The following is a 25,828-nucleotide window of genomic DNA, read 5'->3' as shown; positions in this document are numbered from 1 at the left end:
ATTGCGGGACAGCCCATAGCCACCGCTGGGACGAATGCCCGAACCGCCGGACATGACCGCACCCCAATCGGTGCGGCCACTTGCTTCATGCAAGCCGGATGGTTGGGCAGGCGGTCGTCTCCTTCGGTCTGCGGGTGTCAGTGCCGCGGCGCCGGACGGTTCTGCCATGCCTGCTCCAGTGCCTGGCTGAACAGCTCGATGGACTGCAGTCCGCTTACGCCGTACTGCCGGTCCAGCACGAAGAACGGCACGCCGCCTGCGCCCAGTTCGGCGGCCTGTCGCTCGTCGGCCCGTACCTCCTCGGCGTACGCCTCGGCATCGGCGAGCACCTGGCGCACCTCTGCGTCGTCGAGGCCCACTTCGACGGCCAGGCTCACCAGCGTTGCCCTGTCGTAGATAGAGCGCTCGTCAGCGAAGTTCACCCGGAAGGCGAGATCCATCAGCTCGACCTGGAGGCCGCGGGCCTTCGCGAAGTGCAGCAGGCGGTGGACGTCGAAGGTGTTGCCGTGGACGCGCGCACCGACCTTGAAACCGAGTCCCTCGGCGTGCGCTTCGGACGCGGCGTACTCCTCTCTTGCGACCTGCTGCCCGCGGGTGCGGCCGTACTGGGCCGCGACGGCGTCGATGATCGGTGTCGTACCGTTCTCGGCCTTCGGGTTGAGTTCGAATGACCGGTGGACCACCTCGACGTCGTCGCGATGATCGAAGGCTGCGAGGGCTCGCTCGAATCGTGCTTTGCCGATGTAGCACCAGGGGCAGGCGATATCGGTCCAGATCTCCACGCGCATGTGTCGTGTCTCCATGGTGCAGTGGGTCCGCCGGATGCGGAGGCCGCGCCGAGCCGACGGCGGCGCCCGGTCCGTCCGGACTCAGGTAAGTGGTGTTCCGACCGCGGTGGGACAGTTCGCGATACGCGTGTCGAACGGTCGGTCGACTCAAAGTAGACGACCGACCGTCTAGGTGCAAGCGAGGTCGGCGGCAGCGAATGCGGCGTCGGAGGTCGCGGCCGGCCTGACGGGCGGGTCGAGCTGTGCGGCACGCCGCCCGCCACTTGTGGGCCACGGCAGGCTCGGGGGGTATCGGCCTCGCGACCCTTCGCTTGCCCGGTCATGCGCGGTTCTGCCCTTCCTCCAGCCGTGGCGGCGCCCCCAAGCGTTCGTCACCTTCTTGACTGGTGACGAATTTCGTGTGAGTGTCGGTAGCGAACGCAGTAGAGGGAGCGTGTGAGCCGGTCACGGGTGGGGGAGTCGGCTCTCGCGTCTGGAGCGTTACCGCTCTCCGGAACGGAATCACGCCGCTCAGTGTTGAGTCCCATGTTCATGCAGCGCCCGCGACGCTGCGGGCAGAATGTGTTCCGCCTATCCCACCAAAGGATTCCCGTGAAAATACCCACAGCGTTGAAAACGGTCACGGTAGCAGTGGCAGTGATCGCCATCTCATGCGGATGTTTCCTCCAGGTCTTCTGAGGATGGTGGTGGGCCGCCGACGCTGGGGTCCACGCCTTTTCGTCATCACCGAATTTCCGGCGCAGAAATAGAAGGACGCGGAAAAATGGCGCACACGCAGAAGCTCAATATGGTCAGGGATGTCGATGCACTGGCTCGCCAGGCCCGGTTCGGGGCTCTGCCCGAGCGTATCCGGCCGGAGGACACGACAGAAGTGGTCCCCATCATTGCGCGGTATCCGTCGCAGGATCTCTATGACCATGAAAAATCGCTCACCTGCAAGTTCATATAGCCGCTGCTGGCGGATCGCCCTCCTGCTGGAGCGCGGCAAGGGCGGCCCGCAGGCCGCGCCCGCCCTCGGGAACTCTCCGTGGAGTTCCCGAAGGTGCAGCCGTCCTGTGCCAAGGCGTGCCGGGCGTGGTTCTTGCTCTCTTGTCCGTCACCTGTCAAGCTGGTGACATGATGCATGTCTTTAAGTGCGGCACCCCGGCGCTGGACTTCGTAGGGACGCTGCGGGCGCGGCACAACCCTGAACCTCTGGAGATGCTCTCGTCGCCGGAGAGTCTCGACGCCTGGTACAGCGAATCCGGCGTCGTCGACGGCGACTCGAACTGCGGTCCGTCCGACGTCGCGGAGGCGGTGGCTCTTCGCGAGGCGATCTACGCGCTCGTCGTTGCCAAGCTGGCGGGGGAGAGTTACCAGGCCGACGCGCTCTCGCTGGTCAACCGCACGGCGCGTACGCCCTCGGCGGTCCCGCAGCTCACCCGGTCGGGCCGCCGGATCGAGGCGACTGCGCAACAGGCGCTGTCCTCGGTGGCGCGAGAGGCAATCCGCATTCTCAGCGGACCGGAAGGGTCGCTGCTCAAGGAGTGCAGCAGGCCTGAGTGCACGCAGATCTACATCGACCGGTCGCATGGAGCTCGCCGGGAGTGGTGCGCCATGGATCCGTGCGGGAACAGGGTGAAGGCGGCCGCTTATCGTGCCCGCAAGAGGGTGAACAAGCCGAGGACTTCCGCCACGGCATCCGTGAGGCCGTAGGCCTTCGCCCTGATAGGGCTTCGAGTGCAGACCCTCAACGGGTCGATGTCCTATGTCTGGAGTTGTGGACGGACTCCGACGACGACACGGAATCGTTTGCCGATGCGGAACAGGCCCGCGTTACGTTCTTTCCGATCCGCCCCACCTCCCAGGACGCGGTCCTGGTACGCCAGCCGTAGTTCGTTGTCGGTGCGAGTGGGGTGGCCGGAGAGACGAAGCTCGGTTGGGCCGCACCAGGAGCTACCTGTGAGCCGCTTAATGGGTTGCAGACCGCCGGGACGGGGTGTCGGATCCCGGCTATGACGATTGTGCTGGGAACGCCGACTGCAGGCGGGGTGCGCGAGGCCATGGGCGCGCTGCGGGAGTGGCAGTACGACGGAGCGCCGATGCAGCTGCATTCGGGGGACATCGGCTGGAACTATCGGTTCGGAACGGCTGAGACGGCCGCGGTGGTTCGGACCTGGAGCCGGCGCGGACGGATTCTCGCCGTCGGGATGCTGGACTCGCCGACGGTGTTGCGGATGACGGTCGCTCCCGAGGCTTTCCAGGACGAGGACTTGGCACGGCGGCTTGTCGAGGACCTTTCGCTGCCTGAGCGCGGCGTGCTGCCGGAAGGAGCGGTGTCCATCGAGGCACCGCTGGGCCTGCTGCTTCACGACCTGCTGACCAAGGAGGGCTGGGGCGTCGACGAGCCGTGGACGCCGCTCTTCCGCGACCTCGCGGAAGCGGTGGAGGACCCCGGCGTGCGGATCAAGGCGATCGGTCCGGAGCAGGCGCAGGACTTCGCCGACGTTCTGCGGTCGGCGTTCAACACCTCGCGGCCTACGCGTGAGTACTGGCATGCGATGTCGGCGGGGCCGTTCCATTCCGACGCCCGCTGCCTGGGCGTCTACGACGCCCAGGGCAACCCAGCGGCGATGGTGACGGTCTGGTCGGCCGGCCCGGGGAAGCCCGGACTGGTCGAGCCGATGGGCGTCCACGAGGACCACCGCGGTCGCGGATACGGCCGGGCGATCACCGTCGCCGGGGCGGCCGCGCTGCGGGAGATGGGCTCGTCGAGCGTTCGTGTGTGCACACCGAGCTCCAACGTCGGTGGCGTCGCCACGTACAAGGCGGCCGGGTTCGAGGCGAGGCCGGAGATCGGCGACCGGATCCGCAAGGTCTGACGCTGACACAGCCCGGGCCCTTCGATGTGGGGGGAGAACTCACGGACGAGCACTGGGCAGTGCGGGAATCGTTGTTGCCGAAGCGCGCGAAGGCGGTGCGATCGCCGGACTGGCGTCGGGCGGGGGCTGATCGACGGCATGCGATTTCGGGTTCGGACCGGTGTTCCGTGGTGAGACGTGCCCATCGAGTACGGACCGTGGGGCCGGATCTACGGCCTGTTTCGCCGATGGCAGCGGGACGGTATCCGGTATGGAGTCTCACCCGACTTCAGACCCTGGCCGACGCGAAGAACGGAGAGTCAGGCGGGACCTGACCGAGAGGGCCACGCGGTCGAGTGTGGGATCCACAGCCTCAGGCGACACCGCGCCGTGGGGCCATCAATGAATGGCTGTGACCGTTATGCAGCACGCTGCATGCAGACCAGCTGATCCCGTTTGTCCCACGACTCGGTGACGGTGAAGCCGAACCGTTCGTATAGTGCAATGGCCCCGGTCCGCCATTCCCACACGGAAAGCCGCACCGTGTCCACGCCGTTCTCCACGGCATGGGCGAGTGCGGCTTCGAGCAAACTGGACGCGATGCCCTGGCCACGGAAGACAGGGGCCGTCCAGAGCCTCTCGCACGATCTTCAGGAGTCCACACAGCCCCCGATGATCACGCGGTGGCAACTCTCGCTCCAGGCCGGGTACTGGGCGGTGCCGAACTCTTTGCAACGGTCCGACGGCTCCTGATCGACAGAATGAGCACATGGACAGCGAACCTCTGCAGATCCCGCTTGATCGGCTGCGGAATGCCTTCGAGCTGGCACTGCAACACATCGAAGCGTCAGCCGGCAGCGCAGTGGCGCTCGAGCACGACTACTTCTGGTCTGTTCCGGGCGACGAACTCTATGACGTCGCCAACGAACCGAGAACGATCACCATCGGGCAGCTCTCCGAGTCGTGGCAGCACCTTGAGGACCTCCTTTCCGACCCGAACCGGGCTGTGGACCACCACCTGGTCTGGCTCGCCGATGTCCTCCGTGCGATCGGGCAGCCCGCCGTCCAGTAGCCACCACACGCGCGACGTGACGTGGAACTACGAAGTCACACTGGAGTACTAGGGTCTGTTGCGAAAGTGGATCTTGATCATCCATGATCACACGCTGTGGGGCGTAGTGATCTGACGAACGAGCAGTGGGCCCGGCTGGAGCCTCTGCTGCCGCAAGGCGTGAAGCCGGGCCGTCCGCGGGTCTGGACACGGCGGCAGCTGATAGACGGCGTACGGCGGCGGACCCGTACGGGTGCACCTTGGCGGGACGTCCCCGACCGGTACGGTCCTGGGACCGGGTCTACGACCTGTTCCGGCGCTGGCAGCGCGATGGCACCTGGAAGCCGGATCTTCGAGCAGTTGCAGGCCGAGGCTGAGGCCAAAGGCCTGATCACGTGGACTGTCAGCGTGGATTCCACCGTTGCCCGAGCCCATCAGCACGCTGCTGGTGCGCGTAAAAAGGGGACCTTCAGCGCCAGCCGCCGGGCGGGGCCGACACCGAGCCCGACGACCACGGCCTTGGACGCTCACGTGGCGGGCTGACCACCAAGCTGCACCTGGCGGTCGAGCAGGAGCAAAAGCCGCTCGCACTCATCGTCACTGCTGGCCACTGGCACGACAGTCCGCAGTTCCAAGCGGTCCTGGAGGCGATACGGGTACCGCGGCTCGGCAGAGGTCGGCCGCGCACCAAACCCGACAAGGTCAGAGCGGACAAGGCGTATGGCTCCCGAGCCAACCGCGCCTACCTGCGCAGACGCGGTATCGGCTGCACAATCCCGGAAAAGGCCGACCAGGTCCGCAACCGCAAGAAGTTCGGTTCGCGCGGAGGACGGCCGCCGAAATTCGACAAGGACGACTACAAGGACCGTCACGCCGTGGCGTGCGGATCAACCGCCTCAAACGCCACAGGTCCGTGGCCACCAGATATGACAAACTCGCAGTCCGCTACGAGGCAACCGTGCTCATCGCTGCCATAAACGAGTGGCTGTGAAGCGCGGTCCGCTGCAATCATGCGGCAGTGAATGAAGGCCTTCCCGATGGGTGGACGATCGAGCGGGTGCGCTCCGCTTCGCAGGACCCTCAAGCCGCCCTGCTCTCGCTTGAACGACTTGTTGTCGTTGAAGAGCACGATCTAGCTGACTACACACTTCTTCACCCTGACGTCATCCTCTCCTTCACAGGTATATGCCTCGCGAGAGCAGGCGGCGACTGGTTCATGGGGGAGGTCGACACCGACGGATCGGTCATCTGCTGGGCCTCTTACGGCCCCGACCTCGGCGAAGCCATCCGCGGGTTGTGAGCTGCCGATCAGCAGCGGTCTACAGCACTTTCACAACAGGCCCTAGGGGCACTACAAAGCCAGCAGAGCCTGTTCGACCACTTCGGTCAGGGCCGGGTGGATGTACAGCACGTCCCGGGCGACCTGGTCCACCGTCAGGCCCAGCGTCATCGCCTGGATCAATGGCTGGATGAGTGTCGCTGCCTGCGGGCCGATGATGTGCGCGCCAAGGATCGTGCGATCGAGGGGATCGGCCAGAACCTTCACGAAGCTGGTGGTGTCCTCCAGCGCCCATCCGTATGCGGTCTCCGCGTAGTCACGCGTACTGACCAGGTACTCGATCCCGCGGCGGTGCGCCTCTTGCTCGGTCAGTCCGACACTCGCGATCTGCGGGTTTGTGAAGACCGCATGCGGCGCAACGTTGTTGGCCAGTGTGCGCACGTCCTTTGGATGGAGCACGTTGTGCCGCACCAGCCGCGCTTCGGCATTCGCCATGTGTTTGAGCTGGAAGTGGTTCGCAACGTCGCCGAGCGCCCAGACGTCCGGTACTGACGTGCGGTAGGCGCTGTCGGTCACGATGTGGCCGTGTCCGTCGAGTTCCAGCCCGCCTGCGGCCGCGTCCAGCCGGTCGGTGTTGGGGCGGCGGCCGACGGACACCAGCAGCGTCGCCGCCCGCACGACATGGCCGCCACCCGGGCAGGTCACGGTGACCGCGACGCCGTCGGCATCCCGTTCGACGGAGGTGACGGCGGCCTCGACCAGTACCCGATGTCGCTGCGACGCGAGTTCGGTGAACCGGGCCGACACCTGCTCGTCCTCCGCCATCAGCAGGCGCGGCCCCCGCTGCACGATCGTGATATCCGTACCGAACGCACCGAACACATGACTGAACTCGGCCGCGATGAAACCTCCACCGATGACGGCCATGGATGCGGGCACCTCGTCGACCCGCATGATGGTGTCCGAGGTGTGGAAGGGCACGGTGTCGAGTCCGGGGATGTCCGGCACCACAGGCCGTGACCCGACGGCGACGATGAACGTGTCAGCGGTGATCTGCTCGGTTCCGACCTGCAGCACCTTCGGCGCGACGAAGCGTCCCTCTTCGGTGTACACGTGGACGCCGTTTTCCCTGCGGTAGTTCAGCGCGCTGTCATGCAGGGGATCGATGCGGTGGAACACCCGGTCACGGATGGCCTGCCAGTCGGCGTGCTCAACGGTGGCGTTGACGCCGAGCCGCGCCGCCGCCCGCGCGCCCTCGACCGCGTCGGCGGTGACGACGAACATCTTGCTCGGGATGCAGCCCCGGTTGAGACAGGTACCACCGAAGCGGGCCGGTTCCACGACAGCGACGCGCAGATGAGCAAACCCGTCGAGCAGCATGTTGCCGCTGCCCGTCCCCAGAACCACAAGATCGTAATGCCGCACGCCCGTGCACCTTCCGCCGGCGAAATGTTCGGCCCTGCAGCGCATGGCCGTCCCGTGACGCCGCGAGTTCGATTCACCCCGGCTTCAGCCTCACGGCCCCTCTTCCACACCCACTCCCTTCACGTATGTATCACGGCAAATGGGGCCTCGGTGGGCAATGCCGATGCGGGAGCGTGGCGTCCACGCGGACAGGGGGGCATCCGAGCAGCACCCCGACGGGCGTCGGCGGCCGCCGTGGTTCCCCCGGCTGCACGACGGCCCAGGCGTCACTGCCGCACGCGCCCGCGGTCGGTGGCCAGGCGCCCGGCCTTGCGGTGCCTCGGCCTCACTCCGCGTACGCGACCTGTCGCGGCTGACGTTTGCAACCGGGGGCACCCTCGTTCGCTCGCCCCCGCCGGGGAGGCCCCTCTCATCCGCCGATGTCTCTCGCGGGCTGCGAACGGAGACGTGTTCATGTCGGCCGACGAGGGTTCACGGCAGCTCGTGCGTCTGTTGCGCCACGTGTGTCTCGTGCCGCTCCCTGCGACGGCTCTCCGACCACGTTGCTGGTACATGCCCTCTACCGCGAGGCCCGTGGACGGAACTACCAGGCAACCCGGTAGTGCCGCGTGACCTTAGTCATGAACCCTTCCGTTGACCGAATCAGACAGACCGGTCTAGTCTACTTCCTTGAAGTAGACAGATCTGTCTAACCCTGAGGGTGACCCATGAGCCACACATCCCCTGCGCGCTACACGGCCCGTACGGACAACGCCGTACGACGGTCTCGTGCGCACCCCGCGCACCGACGAAGGGGCCTGGGGGCCACCGCCTCACTCGCCCTGCTCGCCTCGATCATCGTGTCGCTGCTGGCGGCATCCAGCGCCCCGACGCCGCTCTACGCGATCTACCAGCAGCACTGGGGCTTCTCGCCGATCACCATCACCGTCGTCTTCGGTGTCTACGCGCTCGCCGTGCTGATCTCGCTCCTGGTGGTCGGCAAGATCTCCGACCACGTCGGGCGCCGGCCGGTCCTCCTGGCGGCGCTGGGCGCACAGGCCGTGGCGATGGTCGTCTTCGCGACCGCCGGTGGGGAGGGCGCACTGTTGGCCGCCCGTGTCATCCAGGGCGTGGGCACCGGCGCCGCGCTCGGCGCGATCGGCGCCGGCATGCTGGACATCGACCCGCGCAGGGGCGGCTTCCTGAACTCCTTCGCGCCGGCCTTGGGCACCGCCGGCGGCGCCCTGGTCTCCGGGCTGATCGTCCAGTACCTGCCCGTACCCACCCGGCTCGTCTACGTCGTACTGCTCGGTGTGTTCGTCCTGCAGGCGCTCGGCGTGCTCGCTCTGCGCGAGACGGTGAGCCGCAAGCCGGGTGCGCTGGCCAGCATGGCTCCCGAGATCAAGCTGCCCAAGGCCGCCCGCACCCCGGTTGCGATCGCCGCCCCCGTGCTGTTCGCGGTGTGGGCGCTGGCCGGCTTCTACGGCGCTCTGGGCCCGGCCATCATCCGGACCCTCGTGGACTCGACCTCCGTCGTGTGGGGCGGGCTGCCGCTGTTCGTGCTCGCCGGTTCCGCGGGCCTGGCCGTCCTGGTGCTGCGCGGGACCTCGACGCGCACGGTGATGCTGCTCGGCGCCGGCGCACTCGTTACCGGTGTGACGATCACCCTGGTGTCCATCGGTTCGGGCACCGGCGGCGCAGCCGCCACGACCGGGTTCTTCGTGGGCAGCGCGATCGCCGGCTTCGGCTTCGGCAGCGGCTTCCAGGGCGGTATCCGGATGGTGATGCCGCAGACGCAGCCGCACGAGCGGGCAGGTGTGCTGTCCCTGCTCTACGTGGTGTCCTACCTGGGCCTGGGCGTACCTGCGGTGATCGGCGGAGTGCTGGTCGTGCACGGAGGCGGGTTGCTGCAAACCGCCCGGGAGTACGGCATCGCCGTCATCGTGTTGACGGCCGCCGCGCTGGTCGGGCTGCTGCTCAGCGGCCGCCGCGCGGAGCCGGCGGCAGCGGCTTGGACGGTGGTCGGCCCCACGCCCGAGGCCGTACCCGCTCCCCAGAACGCACGGGTTCCGCAGACCATCGGTGGGATAGAGTAGACTGACCTGTCTGAAAGGGTGAATGTCATGGTGACCAGGACCGCAACGAAGCTGTCCGCGCGAGAGCGTCTGCTCGAGGCCGCCAACGAGCTGTTCTACAGCGAGGGCGTGCAGACCGTCGGCATCGACCGCATCATCGAACACGCCGGCGTCGCCAAGGCATCCCTCTACAACACCTACGGGAACAAGGAAAGCCTGGTCTGCGCCTACCTGGAGTCCCGCAAGGCGCGCATCCAGGACCGGATCCTGCGGACGCTGACCCGCTTCAGGACTCCCCGGGAACGCCTGCTCGGTGTCTTCGACGCGCAGGGCGAGTTTTTCACCGCTTCCGAGTACAACGGCTGCGCGTTCGCGCGGGCCACAGCCGAGGCGCCGGACGACAGCTCGGTCAGCCGCGCCGCCGGCGACTACCGGACCTGGGTGCGCGGCCTGTTCACCGAACTTGCCACCGAGGCCGGGTACGCCGACCCCGAAGGGCTGGCCCGCCAGTTGCACCTGCTTTACGACGGTGCCGGACTGTCCGCGCGGATGGACCGCGATCCCTCGGCCGCTACCACCGCGCGTACCGCAGCAGCCGTCCTGCTCGACGCGGCGCCGCTCGTGGAGCCGGCGAGCAGCGGCCCGGAAAGCTGAAGGCCCGCGGCTTCGAGGTCTGCATGACGAAGTGCTCCGCACCGGGCGGCTCATGGGGCAGGCCGTCGGCTGCCCAGCCAGGCCGAACGCGCAAAGCGGCCATCCGGTTCGCACGCGAACTCGGCATCCCGCTCGAAGTACCGCGCCAGGCTGAGCGCGACGACTGACGCCATCAGCCCGGTTCACGCGGCAGGCGGCAGAGATCTGGGGGCGCGTGGCAAGCCGTCGAACCAACGTCGGCCCGACTTCCATGTGCGAGCACATGCTCCTATCCTGGGAGGGGACCTTGGAGGAGACGATGACCCCTGCGCCGACGAACCTCGACGACGCGTGCAACAACCTGGCCCTGCGCAAGGCGGCCCGGTACCTCGGCGCGACGTACGACAAGGCTCTGGCCCCGGTCGGTCTTCGTGCGACGCAGTTCAGCATTCTGCAGAAGCTGAGTGCTCACGGGGAAACGACGATCACCAGCCTCGCCGACATGATCGCCATGGACCGCACGACGCTGGCCTCGAACCTCAAGCCGCTCGCGCGGGAGGGCCTGGTGACCGTCGAGACGTCGGCAGCCGACCGCCGGGCACGCATCGTCACGCTCACGGCGGACGGCCTCTCCCGGATGAAGGCGGCGCTTCCCCTGTGGAAAGCCGTGCAAGCCCGTTTCGAGGAGAGTTTCGGAGCAGACGACGCAGCCCGGCTGCGCGCATCGCTGGGGGCCGTCCTCGACACCGGCTTCGATCCCTGGGCTGAATAAGGCGGCACGATTCCCGCGCGGACCCCTCTCACCCGCACGTCGCTCCCGGTACCGTGCACCCGCCGGCCGCGGCGGATTTCGGCCCCCCGTGACGCGGCCGGCGTTCCTGCCGGGCGTGAGTGGGGGAGTCTCCGAGGGTGTCGGTGAGATCGATGCGGACCGAGCGGGGTTCGGGGGAGTGCGGACGGCGGCGGCATGGGCTGAGCCGTACGGAACAGCTGAACCGTCCACTGCGGTCAAATGTGGCTCGTAGGCGTGCGTGCGCGCCTACCGGTGGAGGGGGAAGGGCCTGGCTGCCGCAACGCCGATCTGACAGTGCTGCCGGGGGAGAGTTTGCTGCCTCAAGGATGCGGTGGCCGCCCGTACCGACTTCGTGGTCTGCCCCCGCGCGCAGAGCGGGGACCGCGCCGTCCCGACCGCCTTCAGGCCGGGCTGAGGAAGCCCGGACCAGGCCTGCCGGCTGCGCCGTCCGCCAGGTGCGTCGGCCGGCAGGACCCCGGCCGCATCCGGCTGTACGCCCGCGTCGGCACGCGCAGGACTGCCTGTAGTCGAACAACACCACCGCGCACATCCCCCGAGCCCGCGAAACTGCCACGGCACCTCGCCTGCTGCGGCCTCCCGGTCTGCCTGTCGGCGCCGGCTTACCGTGTCGGTCTGCACGGAGTACGCGGAGTCGCCTCCCTGCTCAAGCAGGTGCCGTGCGTACGTTTTCACTGCGCGTCTCAGCCTTCCTGCGGTGGACCGGGCGGCCTCGTCCGGTGGTCCACCCTTGCCCTCACACAGTTAGGAGCATATGCTCGTATCTGTGGAGCTTCTCCTCGCCGGCGTTTGCCACTGCCGCCAACCGCCCTCGGCGCATCGCTCCCGCATCCTGCCGGGTTCCGCCTCCCTCCGGACGGCCCCGGCTCTTCCATCCGCTCTGTGCCTGCCTCCGGACAGGCGCGGCACCACAGGCTCGATCAACCAGACACTTCTTGAAGGAGACTCACCATGACCACCGTAAAAGCCGCTGCAGTCCAGATCAGTCCCGTGCTCTACAGCCGCGCGGGCACCGTCGAGAAAGTCGTGAAGAAGATCCGCGAACTGGGAAAGAAGGGCGTCCAGTTCGCGGTCTTCCCCGAGACCGTCGTTCCCTACTACCCCTACTTCTCCTTCGTGCAGCCGCCCTACACCATGGCCAAGGAGCACCTGCGCCTGCTCGAGCAGGCGGTGACCGTGCCGTCCGCCGAGACCGACGCGATCGCCGAAGCGGCCCGGGAGGCTCACATGGTCGTCTCGATCGGCGTCAACGAGCGTGACGGCGGCACCATTTACAACACACAGCTGCTGTTCGACGCGGACGGCACCCTGATTCAGCGCCGCCGCAAGATCACGCCGACCTATCACGAGCGGATGGTCTGGGGCCAGGGCGACGGTTCGGGCCTGCATGCGGTGGACAGTGCCGTCGGCCGCATCGGTCAGCTCGCATGCTGGGAGCACTACCTGCCGCTGGCGCGCTATGCCCTCATCGCCGACGGCGAGCAGATCCATGCGGCGATGTATCCCGGCGCCTTCGGCGGCCCCCTGTTCGCCGAACAGATGGAGGTCAGCATCCGCCAGCACGCGCTGGAGTCGGCCTGCTTCGTGGTCAACGCCACCGCCTGGCTCGATGCCGACCAGCAGGCGCAGATCGCCAAGGACACCGGCGGCCCCGTTGGCGCGATTTCCGGCGGCTTCTTCACCGCCATCGTCGATCCCGAGGGCCGCATCATCGGTGAGCCGCTCACGTCCGGCGAAGGCGAAGTGATCGCCGACCTGGACTTCGCACAGATCGACCTGCGCAAGCGCCTGATGGATGCGCGCGGCCACTACAGCCGCCCGGAACTGCTCAGCCTGCAGATCGAACGCACACCGACGGCGAACCTCCACGAGCGCGGCACCTGTGCAACGGTCCGGACCGCCCGGGCGGCTGAAGAGGGCGGCTCCGTCGAGGGGCAGTGATCTGTCTCCAACCTGCGCCGCTCGAAAGGCGATCGAGGTGACGAAGTGATGGAGCTCGTGGTGGATGGGGTGTCGGCCGAGGCCAACCTTCTCCACCAGGAGCAACACCGTTGCCTGCGGCCGGTCGGTGATTCATCGAGCTGCCGATGACGGAGAACGGGGCTCTTGGCAGATCAATAGCGTCGAACATGATGACCGGGAACCAGGGCTGTTGTGAGGGGCCATACCCCTTTCGAGGTCGTCGTTCAGCAACCCGAGTGCTGCGGTGTCACTGTCACTCTTCCAGGGCAGGGGCCCCGATGCGTGATGACCGGCTGCGGAGGCTGCACCTTGCAAATCGGAAGCTCCGGTGGCCGCGAGGTTGCCGGCCCAGCCTTTCTGGGCCAAGTCCGCCCGCTGATTCGCGGGCTGTAGCGGTAGGCGGCCCGCGCTTCCTGAGTTGCATGAACGTGACCGGACGGTGCGCCGGCGTCGAGGTCGCCGTACCGACAGGACCGGCTTCATAGGTGAGCTGCGAGAGTGCTGTGGCTGGGAGGATCGACTCCACGGCTTCGGTCGCCGCCCCGATTCGGGACCCTCGTCGAGCAAAACCAGGGGGCCACGCGTTCACCCTGGATGAGTCGGCAGTCGAGACGGGACGAGCCACGCACCCAGGAGACGAACCAGCATGTAGCAGCGGCTGGTTGGACCGTGCTGCGCTTCTGGGAGCACAAACAGCCCGAGAACGCCATGGGAGTCGTTGCCGAGGCGCGCACCCAGGGCGGTCCGCGCCTGCCGCCTTGGCAGTGCTTCGGGGCTGTGAAACGCTGAATTCATGGCATTACTGTCCGGCGTCTGAACATCGATCTCGAACGGCTGAGCCCGGCTGCCTGTCGGGGGTCCCGGGGATCCGGCTCCCGTTCGGGAGAACGGAAAAGCCATGACGACGATCGACCGCGCTCACGACCGCGACGACGACAGGGACCCGACCTTGTACCGCACCCCGGCGGACGCGGTCGCCGCACCCCCGGAGAAGCTCGCCCATGTCGTCGGATTCGACCCGACCGCACAGCGCGCGGACGCGTTGTTCACGGTCGGTACCGACCCCGAATCGTCCGAGTACGGACGCGTGACCTCCCACGTCGAGCTGCCCGGCCTGGGCGACGAACTGCACCACTTCGGCTGGAACGCCTGCTCGAGCGCGCTGGCGCATGCCGGTCATCATCACGCTGCGCGGCGCTACCTGATCGTCCCGGGACTGCGCTCCTCCCGGCTGCACGTCTTCGACACCAGCCCCGATCCCGCTCGCCCGCGCCTGGTCAAGACGGTCGAGGCCGAGGAGTTGGCGGCCAAGGCCGGATACTCCCGTCCCCACACACTCCACTGTGGCCCCGACGGCATGTTCCTGTCCTGTCTGGGTGGCGCGGACGGTGCGGACGGGCCTGGCGGCGTCGCTCTGCTGGACCACGAAAGCTTCGAAGTGCTGCGCGCCTGGGAGAGCGATCGCGGACCTCAGCGGTTCGCTTACGACATCTGGTGGCATCTGCGTCAGAACATTGCCGTGACCAGCGAGTGGGGGAGCCCCTCGATGATCGAGGACGGCCTTGTCCCCGAACTGCTACTGGGTCGCCGGTACGGCCACTCACTGCACTTCTGGGAGCTTGACTCCGGCCGGCACCTTCAGCGCGTCGATCTGGGGGATGAGAACCAGATGGTGCTGGAGCTGCGCCCAGCGCACGACCCCGAGGCAACGTGGGGATTCACGAACACCGTGATCGACGTGGAGGACATGTCGGCGTCTGTGTGGCTGTGGAATCGCGAGGGCGAGCACTTCGTGGTCCGGAAGGTGATCACCATCCCTGCCGAGTCCGCGCGAACGGAGGACCTGCCTCCGGCGCTGCAGCCGTTCGGCGCCGTACCCCCACTCATCACCGACATCGACCTGTCGGTGGACGACCGGTGGCTGTACGTATCCGCATGGGGAACCGGCGAGCTGTTCCAGTACGACGTGAGCGACCCGTTCCATCCGAGGCAGACCTCGTCCGTGCGTCTTGGCGGCGTCGTCGGCCGACAGCCGTTTCCCGCCGAGCCGGATGTTCCGCTGACCGGCGGCGCGCAGATGGTCGAGCTCAGCCGCGACGGGCGGCGCGTGTACCTGACGAACTCCTTGTACTCCGCCTGGGACGCGCAGCTCTATCCCGCGGGTATCGACCCGTGGATGATCAAGCTCGACGCCGACCCGTTGCACGGCGGGTTCTCCGTCGACAGCCGCTTCTTCCCGCACGGCGCGGACTTCCTCGGCTTGCGCGTGCACCAGACGCGTTTGCAAGGCGGCGACGCCTCCTCGGATTCGTACTGCTACCGCCGCTGACCGCCATGCTCCGCCGGCGCCCCAGGCGGTTGCCGCCCCGGTTTCGAAGAGCGTCGCCAAGAATTGGCCGCCCGATGGCGGAGCACCGCGCACCCGGGAGGTCCACCGCATCGAACGACCGCAGCTGCTCCTCGGACAGCTGGGCTCGCGGAGCGGTGCCGTGCGCGCCCTTGACGAGTCGTCACTGGGTGTGAGCAGGTGAGGTGCGGGAAATCCCGATGATGTTGATCATGGGCGGCTGACGACCTCGGGAGCAATTGAGGTCGGGGCTCAGAGGGGCCCGCCGCACTACATCGGTTCGACGAGGGCGGCCCGCCATTCAGGCTGCGGGTCCGCTCCCAGGCTCGTCCAGTACTCCGTCCCACGGACGACCTGCCCGTCACGGACAGTCCAGAATGATGCCGCGCGAAAGACGCCAAGACTGTCGTGTGGCACTTCGACCTCGGAGACGACTTCGTCGCCCTCGGCCACCACCTTGAGTACCCGAATCGACCAGCCCTCCGGATATTCACGGTTCACCGCGACGAAGTTTTCCCGGCCGATGATGCGTTCGAGGCTGATCGGCCACTCGACAACGACATCCTCCGCGATCAACTCGGCGACGCCCGCCCAGTCCCGATCCTGGATCCGGTCCCACAGTGTCTCGATCACCTTTGAAGATTCCATCGACGGAGCTTCCCACAGCGGTCTGACAGAAGCCGCACCAACGGCGAGCCGATCGTGCCCGCGCCTACACATTCGGGGAGCTTCGCAGTGGTCCATGGGCCGTACCGGTCCGGCCAGGCGGCAAGACGTGGCTGGTAACTTGACCCCATGACGGTGGCATTGATCGACTCAGGACTTGGCCTTCTTTCCACCACAGCGTGGCTTCGGCACCTCGCCCCGGAACTCGATCTGCTTCTGTTTCTGGACCCCGACGGCGCCCCCTGGGGATCGAGAACCGCCTCCTTCGTCACGGACCGTCTGTTCGCCGCCGCTCAATTGGCCGTCCAGCGGGGCGCGGTGGCCATCGTGGTCCCCTGCAACACCGCCACCGTCACCGCGATCGACGCTCTGCGCGAGAGGTTCGAACCGCGCGTACCCGTGATCGGAACCGTGCCCGCCGTGAAATCGGCCGCAGCAACCGGCCAAGGCATCGCCGTGTGGGCAACCGTCCGGACCACGTCCAGTGACTACCAGGACCGCCTGATCGCGGACTACGCGAACGGCCGGCCTGTCGCGCGTGTCGCGTGCCCCGGTCTGGCCGAGGCGATCGACCACGGCGACATGGCCGCAGCAACGGAAGCGATCGCCGACGCAGCCGAGCGAACCCCAGAAAATTGCGACTCCGTGGTGCTGGGATGCACGCACTACCCCCTGGTGGCGCCAGAGATTCTGCAGAGCCTGCCCGCCGGAACCACCCTGTACGACAGCGCGGAGGCGGTCGCTCGCCAAACACTGCGCCGATTGAACCGAACCAGGGAATCGCACAGCACCATCGGCTCCATCGATGTGGTACTCAGCGGTCGCCGCGGAAACCTCCCGGCAGGCGCCCACGCCCACCCAGTGGGCCGCGCCCTTGCCGCAGGAGGGCGGGTGCCCCGCGAAATTCTCATCTCCGCCGCAACTCGCTCCCCGATGGCTGCACCGGCGATCTGAGCAAGCCCCAGATCCTCTGCACCTTCTCGGCCAGGCCTACAGCCACTCCGAGGCAGACCCCGGGTGATCACAGGGCGTGGCAACTACGTGATCGCCCAGGTCCTGTGCCTATCTCGCCACAGGGCTCCCCACCGCACCTGTCTGCGTGACCTCCTAGTCGTCGAGCATGTCGGTGTTGTACTGGTCGTGCCTGATCCGGAAGGTCTCAGCTCTTCGCGGCTGCGCTGTGAGTACTCCGCCACCTTCTCGAAGTACTCCTCCCTGGGAGCTCCCGGCGTGAAGAGCAGTAGCAGCGACACCGGGGCGTCGCTGTCGTTCTGGACGGCGTGGAGCCCGCCGGCCGGTACGTAGAGGAAGTCTCCCTCACCTCCTGTGACCCAGCGTTCGCCGTTGTAGAGCCGGACCTTGCCGGACAGGACGTAGAAGGACTCGGAGATCGTGCGGTGGAAGTGTTCCGTGGCACCCATGGCCTTCGGCCCCATGTCGATCTTGTACAGACCGAACTCGCCGTTGGTGTTCTCCCGCTTGGCCACGTAGCTGATGAAGCCGGTGTCGGGCTCCGGGGATGCAGGTCGGAACAGTGCGCTGACCTGGCCCCTTTCGCCGAGATAGCGGGGCTCTGGATAGGTCATCGCGACTTCCTTTCGGGTCGGCCTCAGGTGCCGCACAAGGGGGGGCCTGGGCAGGCGTCATGCGGCACCCCACTGAGCCGACTCCGACCGAAATCGACCATGCACCGACCGCGGTGCCAGTCCGACGGAGACTGCGCGCTTCTTCAGCAAACCTTCTTTTCTTTAAGATCGCTCTGTGGAGCCGCTCGGACCCCGCAGGGTCTTCAAAAACCCCTTGGAGTGCGCGCCGGCGCTGTTGCCGCCGGTCGAAGGCCCGCGAAGTAGGCGGACCCCAACAAGATCGATCTCACCGGGATCTCCTGCCCCCCACTACTCACAGTCAGCCGCCGATCGGCTGCGACGGCTTGTTCTCTTCGGCCCATCGCCGCTCGTCGGGTGAGCCTGTGGGTGGCGGGAAGAACCCGTCGATCGTCCAGAAGTCCCGCGGCGTCTCGTCGATGTGGATCTCCCAGTGAAGCCCGCGCTGCCGCAGGAACGGCGCCAGCCGCTCGTTGATGGTGTCCATCCACTTCTTGCGTCGCTCCGGGTCGGAGGTCAGGCGGGCGATATGGTCGATCGAGATTCGCACGAACTTGGTCGCGGGCTCGGCACCGACGAAGAAGTCCTGCGGGCTGAATGCGTGGAATGCCACGGAGACGTAGAACTTGGGCAGCTTGGCCAGTTCGGCGTACAACACGGTGACCTGCGCGGCGAACTGCTGCTTGTCCTTGGCGCTATAGAGGTTCTCCGGGTGATAAACGTGCCAGATCGGCATGACAGCTCATCTCTTGGGTGGATTGACGTCCTTCTGTGACGGTTGCCCGTCTTGGCAGCATCGCACCTGCTGACGAGGCCCACTACACAGCGGTTCTCGCAGCCTCCCGCCCATTCACGGACGGCCTGTGACTCGCTGGCGAGGCCGCCCATCCCGGAGGCCTTGTTTCGTCTGTCGTCGGTGTCGTCGGTTCAGCCTGGTCTTCGCACCCTTGCGAGGTGCGGACGGCGGCCGGTGTCGTCGCGCTGTGCGCAGCACTTGTCACCTCGACCACTGCCTCCGGTCACCGGGCGGCCGGTTCAGTGCGACCGCGGCGAGTGACCGGAACCCGTGGAGAAAGTCGAACCCACTGCTCGTTACTGGTGTGTCCGAGAGTCGCGGCGCGTCACAGCCACAGAGGCCCGGCTTCCCTGTGGGGTAGGCGTCCGGCGAAGTAGCGGCTGTACCGCCGGCCGTATCCCCGCCCGGGTGGAAGGCGACAACCGGTGATCGTCAGCCCGTCCCGTTCCTGGTGGGACGGGGTGTCCGTATCTGTGGGTTACCCGGCTGTATCGCCATGGCGCACGCGTGCGATGGGCCAGAGACTGGAGATGTCGCCGGAAGGGCCGGCAGACAGAGGGATCAGGTGATGGCGATGGCGAGCGACTTCTCCGCAGCCGGGGTGCGGGTGCCGGACTCGGAACTGGCGCGGGACACCACCGAACTCGTACGGGACGCTGCAAGCGACCTGATCTACGACCACTCGCGGCGGGTGTACTTCTTCGGCGCTCTCCAGGCGCGCAACCGCGATCTGAGCTTCGACCCCGAGCTGCTCTACATCGCGGCCATGTTCCACGACCTGGGCCTGGGCGAATCCTTTCACGACAGCGGCCGACGTTTCGAGGTGGACAGCGCCGATGAGGCCCGCCGCTTCCTGCGGGCGCGCCAGGTACCGGAGGACAGTATCCGCCGGGTATGGACCGCGATCGCCCTGCACACCACCCCGGGCATCCCCGAGTTCATGGAACCGGAGGTGGCGCTGGTGACCGCGGGTGTGGAGTACGACGTGCTGGGCATCGGCTACCACGACCTCACCGAGGCCGACAGAGCCGCCGTCGTCGCCCTGCACCCGCGTCCCGACTTCAAGCAGCGCATCCTTGAGGCTTTCACCGAGGGGATACGGTCCAAGCCGGAGACCACGTTCGGCAACGTCAAGGCCGATGTGCTCGCCCACTACGTCCCCGGCTTCGAGCGTGGGGACTTCGTGCGCACCATCTTGGACTCTCCATGGGCCGAGTAGCTTCCCGGGGGGCTGCGGATCATGTGGTGGCGGTGGTGGGCTTCGACAGCGTGCAGTTGCTGGATGTCACCGGCCCCATCGAGGTCTTCACGACGGCCAACGTTTTCGGCGCCCGCTACGACGTCCGGACGGTTTCCCCGACCGGAGCGGAGGTGCGCACCTCTTCGGGGGTGCGGGTCGGCGTGGACGGTGCGGTGCAGAGCCTGCCCGCGCGGCTGGGCACCGTTGTCGTGCCCGGCCGACGGGACTGGCGGCGGGCTGTCGGCGACCCCGATCTGACCGCCCTGGTGACCGAACTCGTCCGCCGCTCGCGCCGCATCACCTCCGTGTGTGCAGGCGCTTTCGTCCTGGCCCAGGTCGGAGTGCTCGACGGGCGGCGAGCCACCACACACTGGCGGCTCGCCGGTCAGCTCGCGGCCGCCTACCCCCGGGTGAGGGTGGAGACGGACCCGGTGTTCGTCAAGGACGGCCATGTCATCACCTCCGCCGGCATCACGGCGGGCATCGATCTGGCGCTGAGCCTGGTCGAGGAGGACCACGGTGCCGACCTGGCGCGCGAGGTTGCCCGGGAACTGGTCGTCTTCATGGCCCGCCCCGGTGGACAGTCCCAGTTCAGTGCCCGCCTGACCCCCCGCGAAGCCAAGCACCCGGTACTGCGGCAGGTGATGGACGCGGTAGTGGCCGACCCGGCCGCCCCGCACAGCCTGGAGTCCTTGGCCCGCGATGCGGGGGTCAGCACCCGTCACCTGGGCCGACTCTTCCGCAGCGATACGGGAATGACGCCCGGTCAGTACCTCGAATCCGTCCGGTTGGAGAGCGCCCAGCTGCTCCTTGAAGCGGGCAACGAACCCGTCGAGACGGTGGCCGGGCACAGCGGCTTCGGCTCAGCGGAAACCATGCGCCGCGTCTTCCAACACACCCTGGGTATCAGCCCCACCACGTACCGGGCACGCTTTCGTACAACCGCGGGCTCCTGATGACGCGAAGCCCCGACCTCACGCAGTGATCGTGGGCGGGATCGCGGACTTGCCGATGCTCCGGACGGCGGTTCGGGCTCGCAGAACCACTTCACGCCATGCGCCATCGACTCCTCGTTCACCAGTTGCCTCGTCCCCGACCAGGCACCGGGATCGGTCGGATCGCCAGGTCGTCCGTCGAGGGTGATCGCGAAAGGGAGGTCTTCGCACCGTGGCCGGACGCCTCCCGCCGGACATACCGCGGACGCCCGGCCGCGCGCGATCAGCCGGTCCTTCCCACCCGGAACGTCGTCGTGTACAGGCGCTCCTCCCCGGGTTCCAGGAACGTCATCGACCCGTCCTCCCGGGCGGCGGTCTCGCCCTGCACATGGTGGGTGGAGGGCTCGAAGCCCACCGCGTAAGCGCCCTCGCGCAGGTGCATCCACTGGAAGAAGGACGGGAACTGGGCCCCGTCGTACTCCAGCTCGAAGTACATGCCCAGACGGTCGTTCACCAGCCGCGGCCGTACCAGACCGTCTGCGTCCGGCTGCAGTTCGTGCTCATAGACCTGTTCGACGAACCCGGACAGCGGGCCCGGCATGTCGGTGTTCGAGACACCCTGGTCGGTGACGCTGTCGCTCTGCCACAGTGTGCGGCGCAGTGGCATCTCGTAGCGCGCGCCCTCGTCCAGGAAGGGCCAGCCGATGTTGATGTGATACAGGTACATGTGCGGTGTGGGATCGAAGCCCGCGTTGCGCACCCGGTCGGTGAGCCGGATCTCCGTACCGCCGAGGTCGGCCTCGATGCGGCGGGTGAGCCGCAGATGCTCGCCGAAGATCGCCGCCTGACGCACCTCGCCCTCCGCCCACAGGACGCAGCGACCGTCGTCCTGCCACTGCTCGCCGTAACCGGTGAGCCGGGCCGGTAGGTTGGCGACCCGGCCGTGCAGTCCGTTGGAGACGGTGCGGCGCGGTGGATAGCGGTACTGCGAGGCGTCCACCTCGACGCCGAACAGTGTGTGGTCGAGTCCGGCGGTGAGCAGTAGTCCCGAGAAGCTGCGCATCATCGACAGACCGTCGTCGTCACGGTATTCGTGCAGACCGGGATGGCGGAATCCTGTCGCGGAGCGCCAGCCGAAGCCGCGTCCCTCGAACTCCGCCCCGCCGAGGTCCATGGCCCGGTCCACGAGCACGTCGAAGGAGAGCCCCGCACCGGTACGGAACTCCAGTGTGCGGATGCCACGTTCGGAGCCGTCGTCCAGGACGACGGACCGCACCCCGCCGGCGGCGCTGAGGTCGCCGGCGAGCCGCGCGAGGGCATGCCGGTCGTAGTCGCGTCCGTTCAGCTTCACGACATCACCCACCCTCCGTTGACCTCGACGCACTGGCCGGTGACGAAGGAGGCGTCCGGTCCGGCGAGGAACGACACCACCGAGGCCAGTTCGTCGGGGCGGCCGCGCCGCTTCAGTGCCTGATGATCGAGCACGTGCCGCGTGTAGACCGCGGGGTCGTCGTGGATCTCCTCGGCCGCGGTGGGGAAGGCGCCGGGGGAGACGCAGTTGACGCGGATCTCCTCCGGTCCCAGTTCGCGGGCGAGCGCGCGGGTGAACGCGACGGCCGCACCCTTCGTGGAGACGTATGCAGCGAGTGAGTCCCAGCCTCCGTGCATGGTGATCGAGGCGATGTTCACGATCGCTCCGCCGCCCGTGCGGGCCATACGGCGGGCGGCGGCCTGCGCGGCGACCCAGTAGGCACGCTGGTTGACCGCGACCACGTCCTCGTACTCCGCGAGCGGTACGTCGAGGAACCGCCGGCTCGGGTACACGGCGGCGTTGTTGACCAGGACGCGCAGCGTTCCCAGCTCGGTCGCGGTCCGTTCGACGGCCGCCTCGATCGCCTGCGGGTCGCGCAGGTCGGTGGTGAGTGCCAGTGCGCGGGCGCCGGCCTTCTGCACCTTCTCGACCGTCCCTTCCAACGATGCGGCGTCGCGGTCGAGCAGGGCGACATCGTGTCCGTCGGCGGCCAGGCGGGAGGCTATGGCCCGGCCCAGGGCGCCGCCGGCGCCGGTCACGAGTGCGGCTTGCGGTTGTTTCATCGGTGGTTCCCATCTTCCCGGTGCCGGCCGGGCGCCGAGGGGGCGGATCGTGGCGTTGACACTGCGAGCGGTGCCCGCATAGCGTGGATGTTAGCGCTGCCGATAGCGCTAACAAAAGGGTCTGGAACGACAATTGCGGTGCTGACGCGGCGAGTTCCGCCCTCTCCTTCCTCTCCACCCCTTCGCTCCAAGGAGCCCCATGACGACACGCGACAAGCCCGGGATACTCGCCGGGTACCGGGTCCTCGACTGCTCCATCGCCATGGCCGGCCCTTTCGCGGCGCAGCGGCTCGGCGACCTGGGGGCCGACGTGGTCAAGGTCGAGCCGGTCACCGGTGAGTGGCAGCGTCACGCCGCGGCGGGCGGTGCGGGCGGCAACCGGATCAACGTCTCCTTCCTCTCGCTGAACCGCAACAAGCGCTCCCTCGCCGTCGACCTCAAGGACCCGGCGGGCAAAGAGGTGCTCCGACGGCTCGTGGCCGGTGCCGACGTCTTCCTGCAGAACTACCGGCCCGGCGTCGCCGACCGCCTCGGCGTCGACTACGCCTCGCTGGCCGAGATAAACCCGTCCCTCGTGTACGTCTCGATCTCCGGCTACGGGGAGGACGGGCCCTATGCCCAGCGCCCCGGCCAGGACCTGCTGCTCCAGGCGATGTCCGGCGCCATGCTCTCCACCGGCCGCGCCGGCGAGGCGCCCCGCGCCGCGGGTCAGTACCTCGTGGACGCCGTCACCGCGTCCACCGCGTTCGAGGGTGTGCTCGCCGCGCTGTTGCACCGCGAACGCACCGGCGAGGGCCAGCTCGTGACGGTGAACATGCTCGACGCCGTCACCACCCTCCAGATGCAGGAGCTGTCGGTGCACACCGTCGGTGGACTGGCGCAGTCCCGCTCCGAGGAGCCGCACGCACACGTCTACATCCGCGCGCCCTACGGCGCGTTCCAGACCGCCGACGGCTACATCGTCCTCGCTTTCCCATCCCTCAAAACGCTCGGCGAGATCCTCGGCGAGGACAGTTTCCTGTCCATGGAGGACGAGGAACACAGCTGGACCCACCGCGACGAGATCTTCTCCCGTACCGCGTCCCGGCTGCTCGCACGGACATCGCGCCACTGGCTCGACGCCTTCGCAGCCGCCGGCATCTGGGCCGGCCCGGTCTACGGCTACGCGGACCTGGTCGACGACCCGCAGATCCGGCACAACGGCACCTTCGTCACCTACGACCACCCCACCGAGGGCCGCGTGAAGGTGCCCGGATTCCCCTACAAGTTCTCCGCCACCCCGCCCCGCATAGACCGCGGTGCCCCGCTCACCGGCGAACACACCCGCGAGATCCTGTGCGAAGCAGGCCTCGACAACGGGGCGATCGAGGAACTGTTCGCTTCCGGCACCGTGGCGGAGACATTGTGACCTACGCCGGACTGACATGGGACCACCCACGCGGCTACGACGCCCTCGCCGCCGCGGCGGGTGACCTCGTGCACTGGTCGGTCCAGCCGCTGGAGGGCTTCGAATCCCACCCCGTCGATGAGCTCTGCGCCCGCTACGACCTCGTCGTGCTCGACCATCCCCACCTCGGCGAAGCCATCGCGGCGGGTTGTCTTCACCCGCTGGACGACCTGTTCGGCCGGGAGGAACTGGACCGCTGGCGCACCGGCTCGATCGGCCCCACCATGAGCTCGTACGCCATGGACGACAGGCAGTGGGCGCTACCGCTGGACGCGGCGACGCAGGTCGCCGCCACCCGGACCGATCTCGTGGGAGAGCCCCCCGCCGGCTGGGACGAGGTGCAGCTTCTCGCGCGCCGCGCGCCGGTGGCCCTCTCGCTCGGCGGACCGCACGCCTTCCTCACCTTCGCCTCCGTCGCGGTCGCCCTCGGCGAGGAGCCGGCCGCCGGCCCGGACGAACTGATCAGCGACGGGACGGGACGCGCCGTCCTCGACCTCATGGCGACCGTCGACGCACTCGCACCGGCCGAGACGCGCACCCTCAACCCGATCGGGCTGCTGGAGCTGATGTCGCGCAGCGACCGCCTCGCGCACTGCCCGCTGGTGTACGGCTACGTCACCTACGCCGACCGACTGGCGTTCACCGACGCCCCGGTCGCACGTCCGGGGGGACGGCCGGGCTCCACCCTCGGCGGCACCGGACTCGCCGTCAGCGCCCGCTGCACACCAACCCCCGAACTGCTGGACCACGTCCGCTGGCTGATGTCCCCCGCCGCCCAGCGGGAATTCCTGCCCCGGCACAGCGGACAGCCCAGCGCGCGTGCCGCGTGGACCGACCCCGCGATCGTCTCCGCCGACTTCTACCGCCGTACCGCCGCCACCTGCGAGCAGGCGTGGGTCCGCCCCCGGCACGCCGGCTACATCGGTTTCCAGTCCGCGGCATCGGCCGTCATCCGGGACGTCCTCGCGAAGGGGACCGGCCACCGGGCGGCACTCGACCGGATGCGCACCCTCTACCGCACGACCCGGACCACGAAGGAGAGACGCGCGTGAGCGACACCACCAGCATCCCGCCCGACCTCGGCACCGAACACGTACTGCTCGAGGTCGCCGACCGCGTGGCCACCCTCGTCCTGAACCGACCGGAGAAGCTGAACGCCGTCACCCCCGAGATGTCCCGCGCCCTGGTCCGGGCCGTCGAATGGTGCGACACCACGGACGACGTCCGTGCCGTGATCCTGACCGGTGCCGGCGGGCGCGCCTTCAGCGCCGGATCGGACATCCGAGAACTCGACGGCTACCGCACGCCGTGGGAGTTCCGCAACCGCGTGGACTACTGCGACGCCATTCGTGAGGCGCGAACCCCCACCATCGCGGCCGTCGACGGCTTTGCCCTCGGCGGCGGCCTGGAGACCGCCCTGTCCTGCGATATCCGTCTTGCCTCACGGACGGCGTCCTTCGGGGCTCCGGAGATCACGCTCGGCTGGATCGGCGGCGGCGGAATGGCCGCCTTCCTCAGCCGCGCAGCGGGCCCGAGCAACGCCGCACTCATGCTGCTCACCGGCGAACGCATAGACGCTGCAAGGGCATTGGAGTGGCACCTGGTCAGTGAGGTGGTCCCTCCCGACAAGCTGCTCGACCGTGCCCGCGCCCTCGCCGCCGTGATCGCCTCCCGGGCCCCCGTGGCAGCGGAGACCGCCAAGATCAACCTGAGGGCCGCCGGTAATCTGCCCGAGGACCAGGCCCTCGCCTACGAGCGGGACCTGCAGACCATCTGCTTCGCTACCGAGGACGCCGCCGAAGGCCGCCGCGCGTTCGCGGAGAAGCGCCTGCCCGTCTTCCACAAGCGCTGAGAGG

At 67.9% G+C, this 25,828-nt stretch carries 22 protein-coding genes and 3 pseudogenes; 17 read left to right on the top strand and 8 right to left on the bottom strand.

Translation table 11 applies throughout. From position 1 onward, the window contains the following. Positions 1-137: 137 nt before the first annotated feature. Positions 138-788 carry a DsbA family oxidoreductase gene (locus OG963_RS02745; RefSeq protein ID WP_093771329.1) on the bottom strand — a complete coding sequence of 217 codons (651 nt, stop codon included), beginning with the start codon at positions 786-788 and terminating at the stop codon, positions 138-140. 763 nt (positions 789-1,551) lie between these two features. Between OG963_RS02745 and OG963_RS02740 the strand changes: the two genes are divergently transcribed. The 3 genes from OG963_RS02740 (at position 1,552) to OG963_RS02730 (ending at position 3,649) form a co-directional block, all read left to right on the top strand. Then, entirely contained in the window at positions 1,552-1,737 is a 186-nt protein-coding gene (locus tag OG963_RS02740) for a hypothetical protein (RefSeq protein ID WP_093771331.1), read from the top strand. Between the two features lie 170 nt (positions 1,738-1,907). Continuing rightward, positions 1,908-2,483, top strand: a complete 576-nt coding sequence (locus tag OG963_RS02735; protein ID WP_078878886.1) for an ABATE domain-containing protein — start codon at positions 1,908-1,910, stop codon at positions 2,481-2,483. A gap of 299 nt (positions 2,484-2,782) precedes the next feature. Beyond that, positions 2,783-3,649: a GNAT family N-acetyltransferase gene (locus tag OG963_RS02730; RefSeq protein WP_319739910.1), complete on the top strand. Its 867-nt coding sequence runs from the start codon at positions 2,783-2,785 to the stop codon at positions 3,647-3,649. 398 nt (positions 3,650-4,047) lie between these two features. On the opposite strand, the pseudogene OG963_RS02725 reads toward OG963_RS02730, so the two are convergent. Next, positions 4,048-4,269, bottom strand: a pseudogene (locus tag OG963_RS02725) (GNAT family N-acetyltransferase); the annotation flags it as partial. Between the two features lie 128 nt (positions 4,270-4,397). On the opposite strand from OG963_RS02725, the gene OG963_RS02720 reads away from it, so the two are divergent. The 3 genes and pseudogenes from OG963_RS02720 (at position 4,398) to OG963_RS02710 (ending at position 5,979) form a co-directional block, all read left to right on the top strand. Beyond that, complete coding sequence (locus tag OG963_RS02720) at positions 4,398-4,700, top strand: hypothetical protein (RefSeq protein ID WP_093771335.1); 303 nt, start codon at positions 4,398-4,400, stop codon at positions 4,698-4,700. 96 nt (positions 4,701-4,796) lie between these two features. Beyond that, positions 4,797-5,670, top strand: a pseudogene (locus tag OG963_RS02715) (IS5 family transposase). Between the two features lie 27 nt (positions 5,671-5,697). Continuing rightward, positions 5,698-5,979: a hypothetical protein gene (locus OG963_RS02710; RefSeq protein ID WP_093771337.1), complete on the top strand. Its 282-nt coding sequence runs from the start codon at positions 5,698-5,700 to the stop codon at positions 5,977-5,979. A gap of 51 nt (positions 5,980-6,030) precedes the next feature. Here OG963_RS02710 and OG963_RS02705 read toward each other — a convergent pair whose 3' ends face one another. After that, positions 6,031-7,383: a mycothione reductase gene (locus OG963_RS02705; RefSeq protein ID WP_371798294.1), complete on the bottom strand. Its 1,353-nt coding sequence runs from the start codon at positions 7,381-7,383 to the stop codon at positions 6,031-6,033. Between the two features lie 707 nt (positions 7,384-8,090). Between OG963_RS02705 and OG963_RS02700 the strand changes: the two genes are divergently transcribed. The 5 genes from OG963_RS02700 to OG963_RS02680 all read left to right on the top strand — a co-directional run bounded on the left by OG963_RS02700 (position 8,091) and on the right by OG963_RS02680 (position 15,172). Continuing rightward, entirely contained in the window at positions 8,091-9,458 is a 1,368-nt protein-coding gene (locus OG963_RS02700; protein WP_319740842.1) for an MFS transporter, read from the top strand. A 27-nt stretch (positions 9,459-9,485) separates the two neighbouring features. Continuing rightward, positions 9,486-10,091, top strand: coding sequence for a TetR/AcrR family transcriptional regulator (locus OG963_RS02695; protein WP_176902075.1), 606 nt, complete (start codon positions 9,486-9,488; stop codon positions 10,089-10,091). 298 nt (positions 10,092-10,389) lie between these two features. Then, positions 10,390-10,842, top strand: a complete 453-nt coding sequence (locus OG963_RS02690) for a MarR family winged helix-turn-helix transcriptional regulator (RefSeq protein ID WP_093771341.1) — start codon at positions 10,390-10,392, stop codon at positions 10,840-10,842. 990 nt (positions 10,843-11,832) lie between these two features. After that, positions 11,833-12,822 carry a nitrilase-related carbon-nitrogen hydrolase gene (locus OG963_RS02685; protein WP_093771343.1) on the top strand — a complete coding sequence of 330 codons (990 nt, stop codon included), beginning with the start codon at positions 11,833-11,835 and terminating at the stop codon, positions 12,820-12,822. Between the two features lie 919 nt (positions 12,823-13,741). Continuing rightward, positions 13,742-15,172, top strand: a complete 1,431-nt coding sequence (locus OG963_RS02680) for a selenium-binding protein SBP56-related protein (protein ID WP_093771345.1) — start codon at positions 13,742-13,744, stop codon at positions 15,170-15,172. A 288-nt stretch (positions 15,173-15,460) separates the two neighbouring features. Here the strand turns inward: OG963_RS02680 and OG963_RS02675 are convergent, their stop codons facing one another. Then, the gene (locus OG963_RS02675; RefSeq protein WP_093771347.1) at positions 15,461-15,838 is read right to left on the bottom strand and encodes a nuclear transport factor 2 family protein; all 378 of its coding nucleotides are present in this window, start codon (positions 15,836-15,838) and stop codon (positions 15,461-15,463) included. Between the two features lie 147 nt (positions 15,839-15,985). On the opposite strand from OG963_RS02675, the gene OG963_RS02670 reads away from it, so the two are divergent. Beyond that, a complete protein-coding gene (locus OG963_RS02670; protein ID WP_093771349.1) occupies positions 15,986-16,810 on the top strand; it encodes a glutamate racemase in 825 nt (274 codons plus the stop codon). A 153-nt stretch (positions 16,811-16,963) separates the two neighbouring features. On the opposite strand, the pseudogene OG963_RS02665 reads toward OG963_RS02670, so the two are convergent. Together OG963_RS02665 and OG963_RS02660 are read right to left on the bottom strand one after the other, a co-directional pair. Then, positions 16,964-17,442: pseudogene (locus OG963_RS02665) on the bottom strand (cupin domain-containing protein). A 319-nt stretch (positions 17,443-17,761) separates the two neighbouring features. Then, the gene (locus OG963_RS02660) at positions 17,762-18,196 is read right to left on the bottom strand and encodes a tautomerase family protein (protein WP_093771351.1); all 435 of its coding nucleotides are present in this window, start codon (positions 18,194-18,196) and stop codon (positions 17,762-17,764) included. 634 nt (positions 18,197-18,830) lie between these two features. Here OG963_RS02660 and OG963_RS02655 point away from each other — a divergent pair. Together OG963_RS02655 and OG963_RS02650 are read left to right on the top strand one after the other, a co-directional pair. After that, positions 18,831-19,475: an HD domain-containing protein gene (locus OG963_RS02655; RefSeq protein ID WP_093772235.1), complete on the top strand. Its 645-nt coding sequence runs from the start codon at positions 18,831-18,833 to the stop codon at positions 19,473-19,475. Between the two features lie 26 nt (positions 19,476-19,501). Then, positions 19,502-20,452 carry a GlxA family transcriptional regulator gene (locus OG963_RS02650; RefSeq protein WP_319740844.1) on the top strand — a complete coding sequence of 317 codons (951 nt, stop codon included), beginning with the start codon at positions 19,502-19,504 and terminating at the stop codon, positions 20,450-20,452. Positions 20,453-20,714: 262 nt separating this feature from the next. Here the strand turns inward: OG963_RS02650 and OG963_RS02645 are convergent, their stop codons facing one another. Continuing rightward, entirely contained in the window at positions 20,715-21,782 is a 1,068-nt protein-coding gene (locus OG963_RS02645) for an aldose 1-epimerase family protein (protein ID WP_093771355.1), read from the bottom strand. Continuing rightward, on the bottom strand, positions 21,779-22,525 hold the full coding sequence (locus OG963_RS02640) for an SDR family NAD(P)-dependent oxidoreductase (RefSeq protein WP_093771357.1): 747 nt from the start codon (positions 22,523-22,525) through the stop codon (positions 21,779-21,781). The genes OG963_RS02645 and OG963_RS02640 overlap by 4 nt, the downstream gene beginning before the upstream one ends. Positions 22,526-22,724: 199 nt before the next feature. Here OG963_RS02640 and OG963_RS02635 point away from each other — a divergent pair, with 199 nt between their 5' ends. Genes OG963_RS02635 through OG963_RS02625 form a run of 3 tightly spaced genes read left to right on the top strand, consistent with a single transcriptional unit; the run spans position 22,725 to position 25,824 of the window. Further along, positions 22,725-23,933, top strand: a complete 1,209-nt coding sequence (locus OG963_RS02635; protein ID WP_093771359.1) for a CaiB/BaiF CoA-transferase family protein — start codon at positions 22,725-22,727, stop codon at positions 23,931-23,933. Further along, positions 23,930-25,024, top strand: coding sequence for a carbohydrate ABC transporter substrate-binding protein (locus tag OG963_RS02630; RefSeq protein ID WP_371798293.1), 1,095 nt, complete (start codon positions 23,930-23,932; stop codon positions 25,022-25,024). Before OG963_RS02635 ends, OG963_RS02630 begins: the two co-directional genes overlap by 4 nt. Next, entirely contained in the window at positions 25,021-25,824 is an 804-nt protein-coding gene (locus OG963_RS02625) for an enoyl-CoA hydratase/isomerase family protein (RefSeq protein ID WP_319740846.1), read from the top strand. The genes OG963_RS02630 and OG963_RS02625 overlap by 4 nt, the downstream gene beginning before the upstream one ends. The last annotated feature ends 4 nt before the right edge of the window (positions 25,825-25,828 follow it).

This window comes from Streptomyces sp. NBC_01707 (assembly GCF_041438805.1).
GTDB lineage: Bacteria > Actinomycetota > Actinomycetes > Streptomycetales > Streptomycetaceae > Streptomyces.
This window is presented reverse-complemented; position numbering and strand designations above follow the sequence as displayed.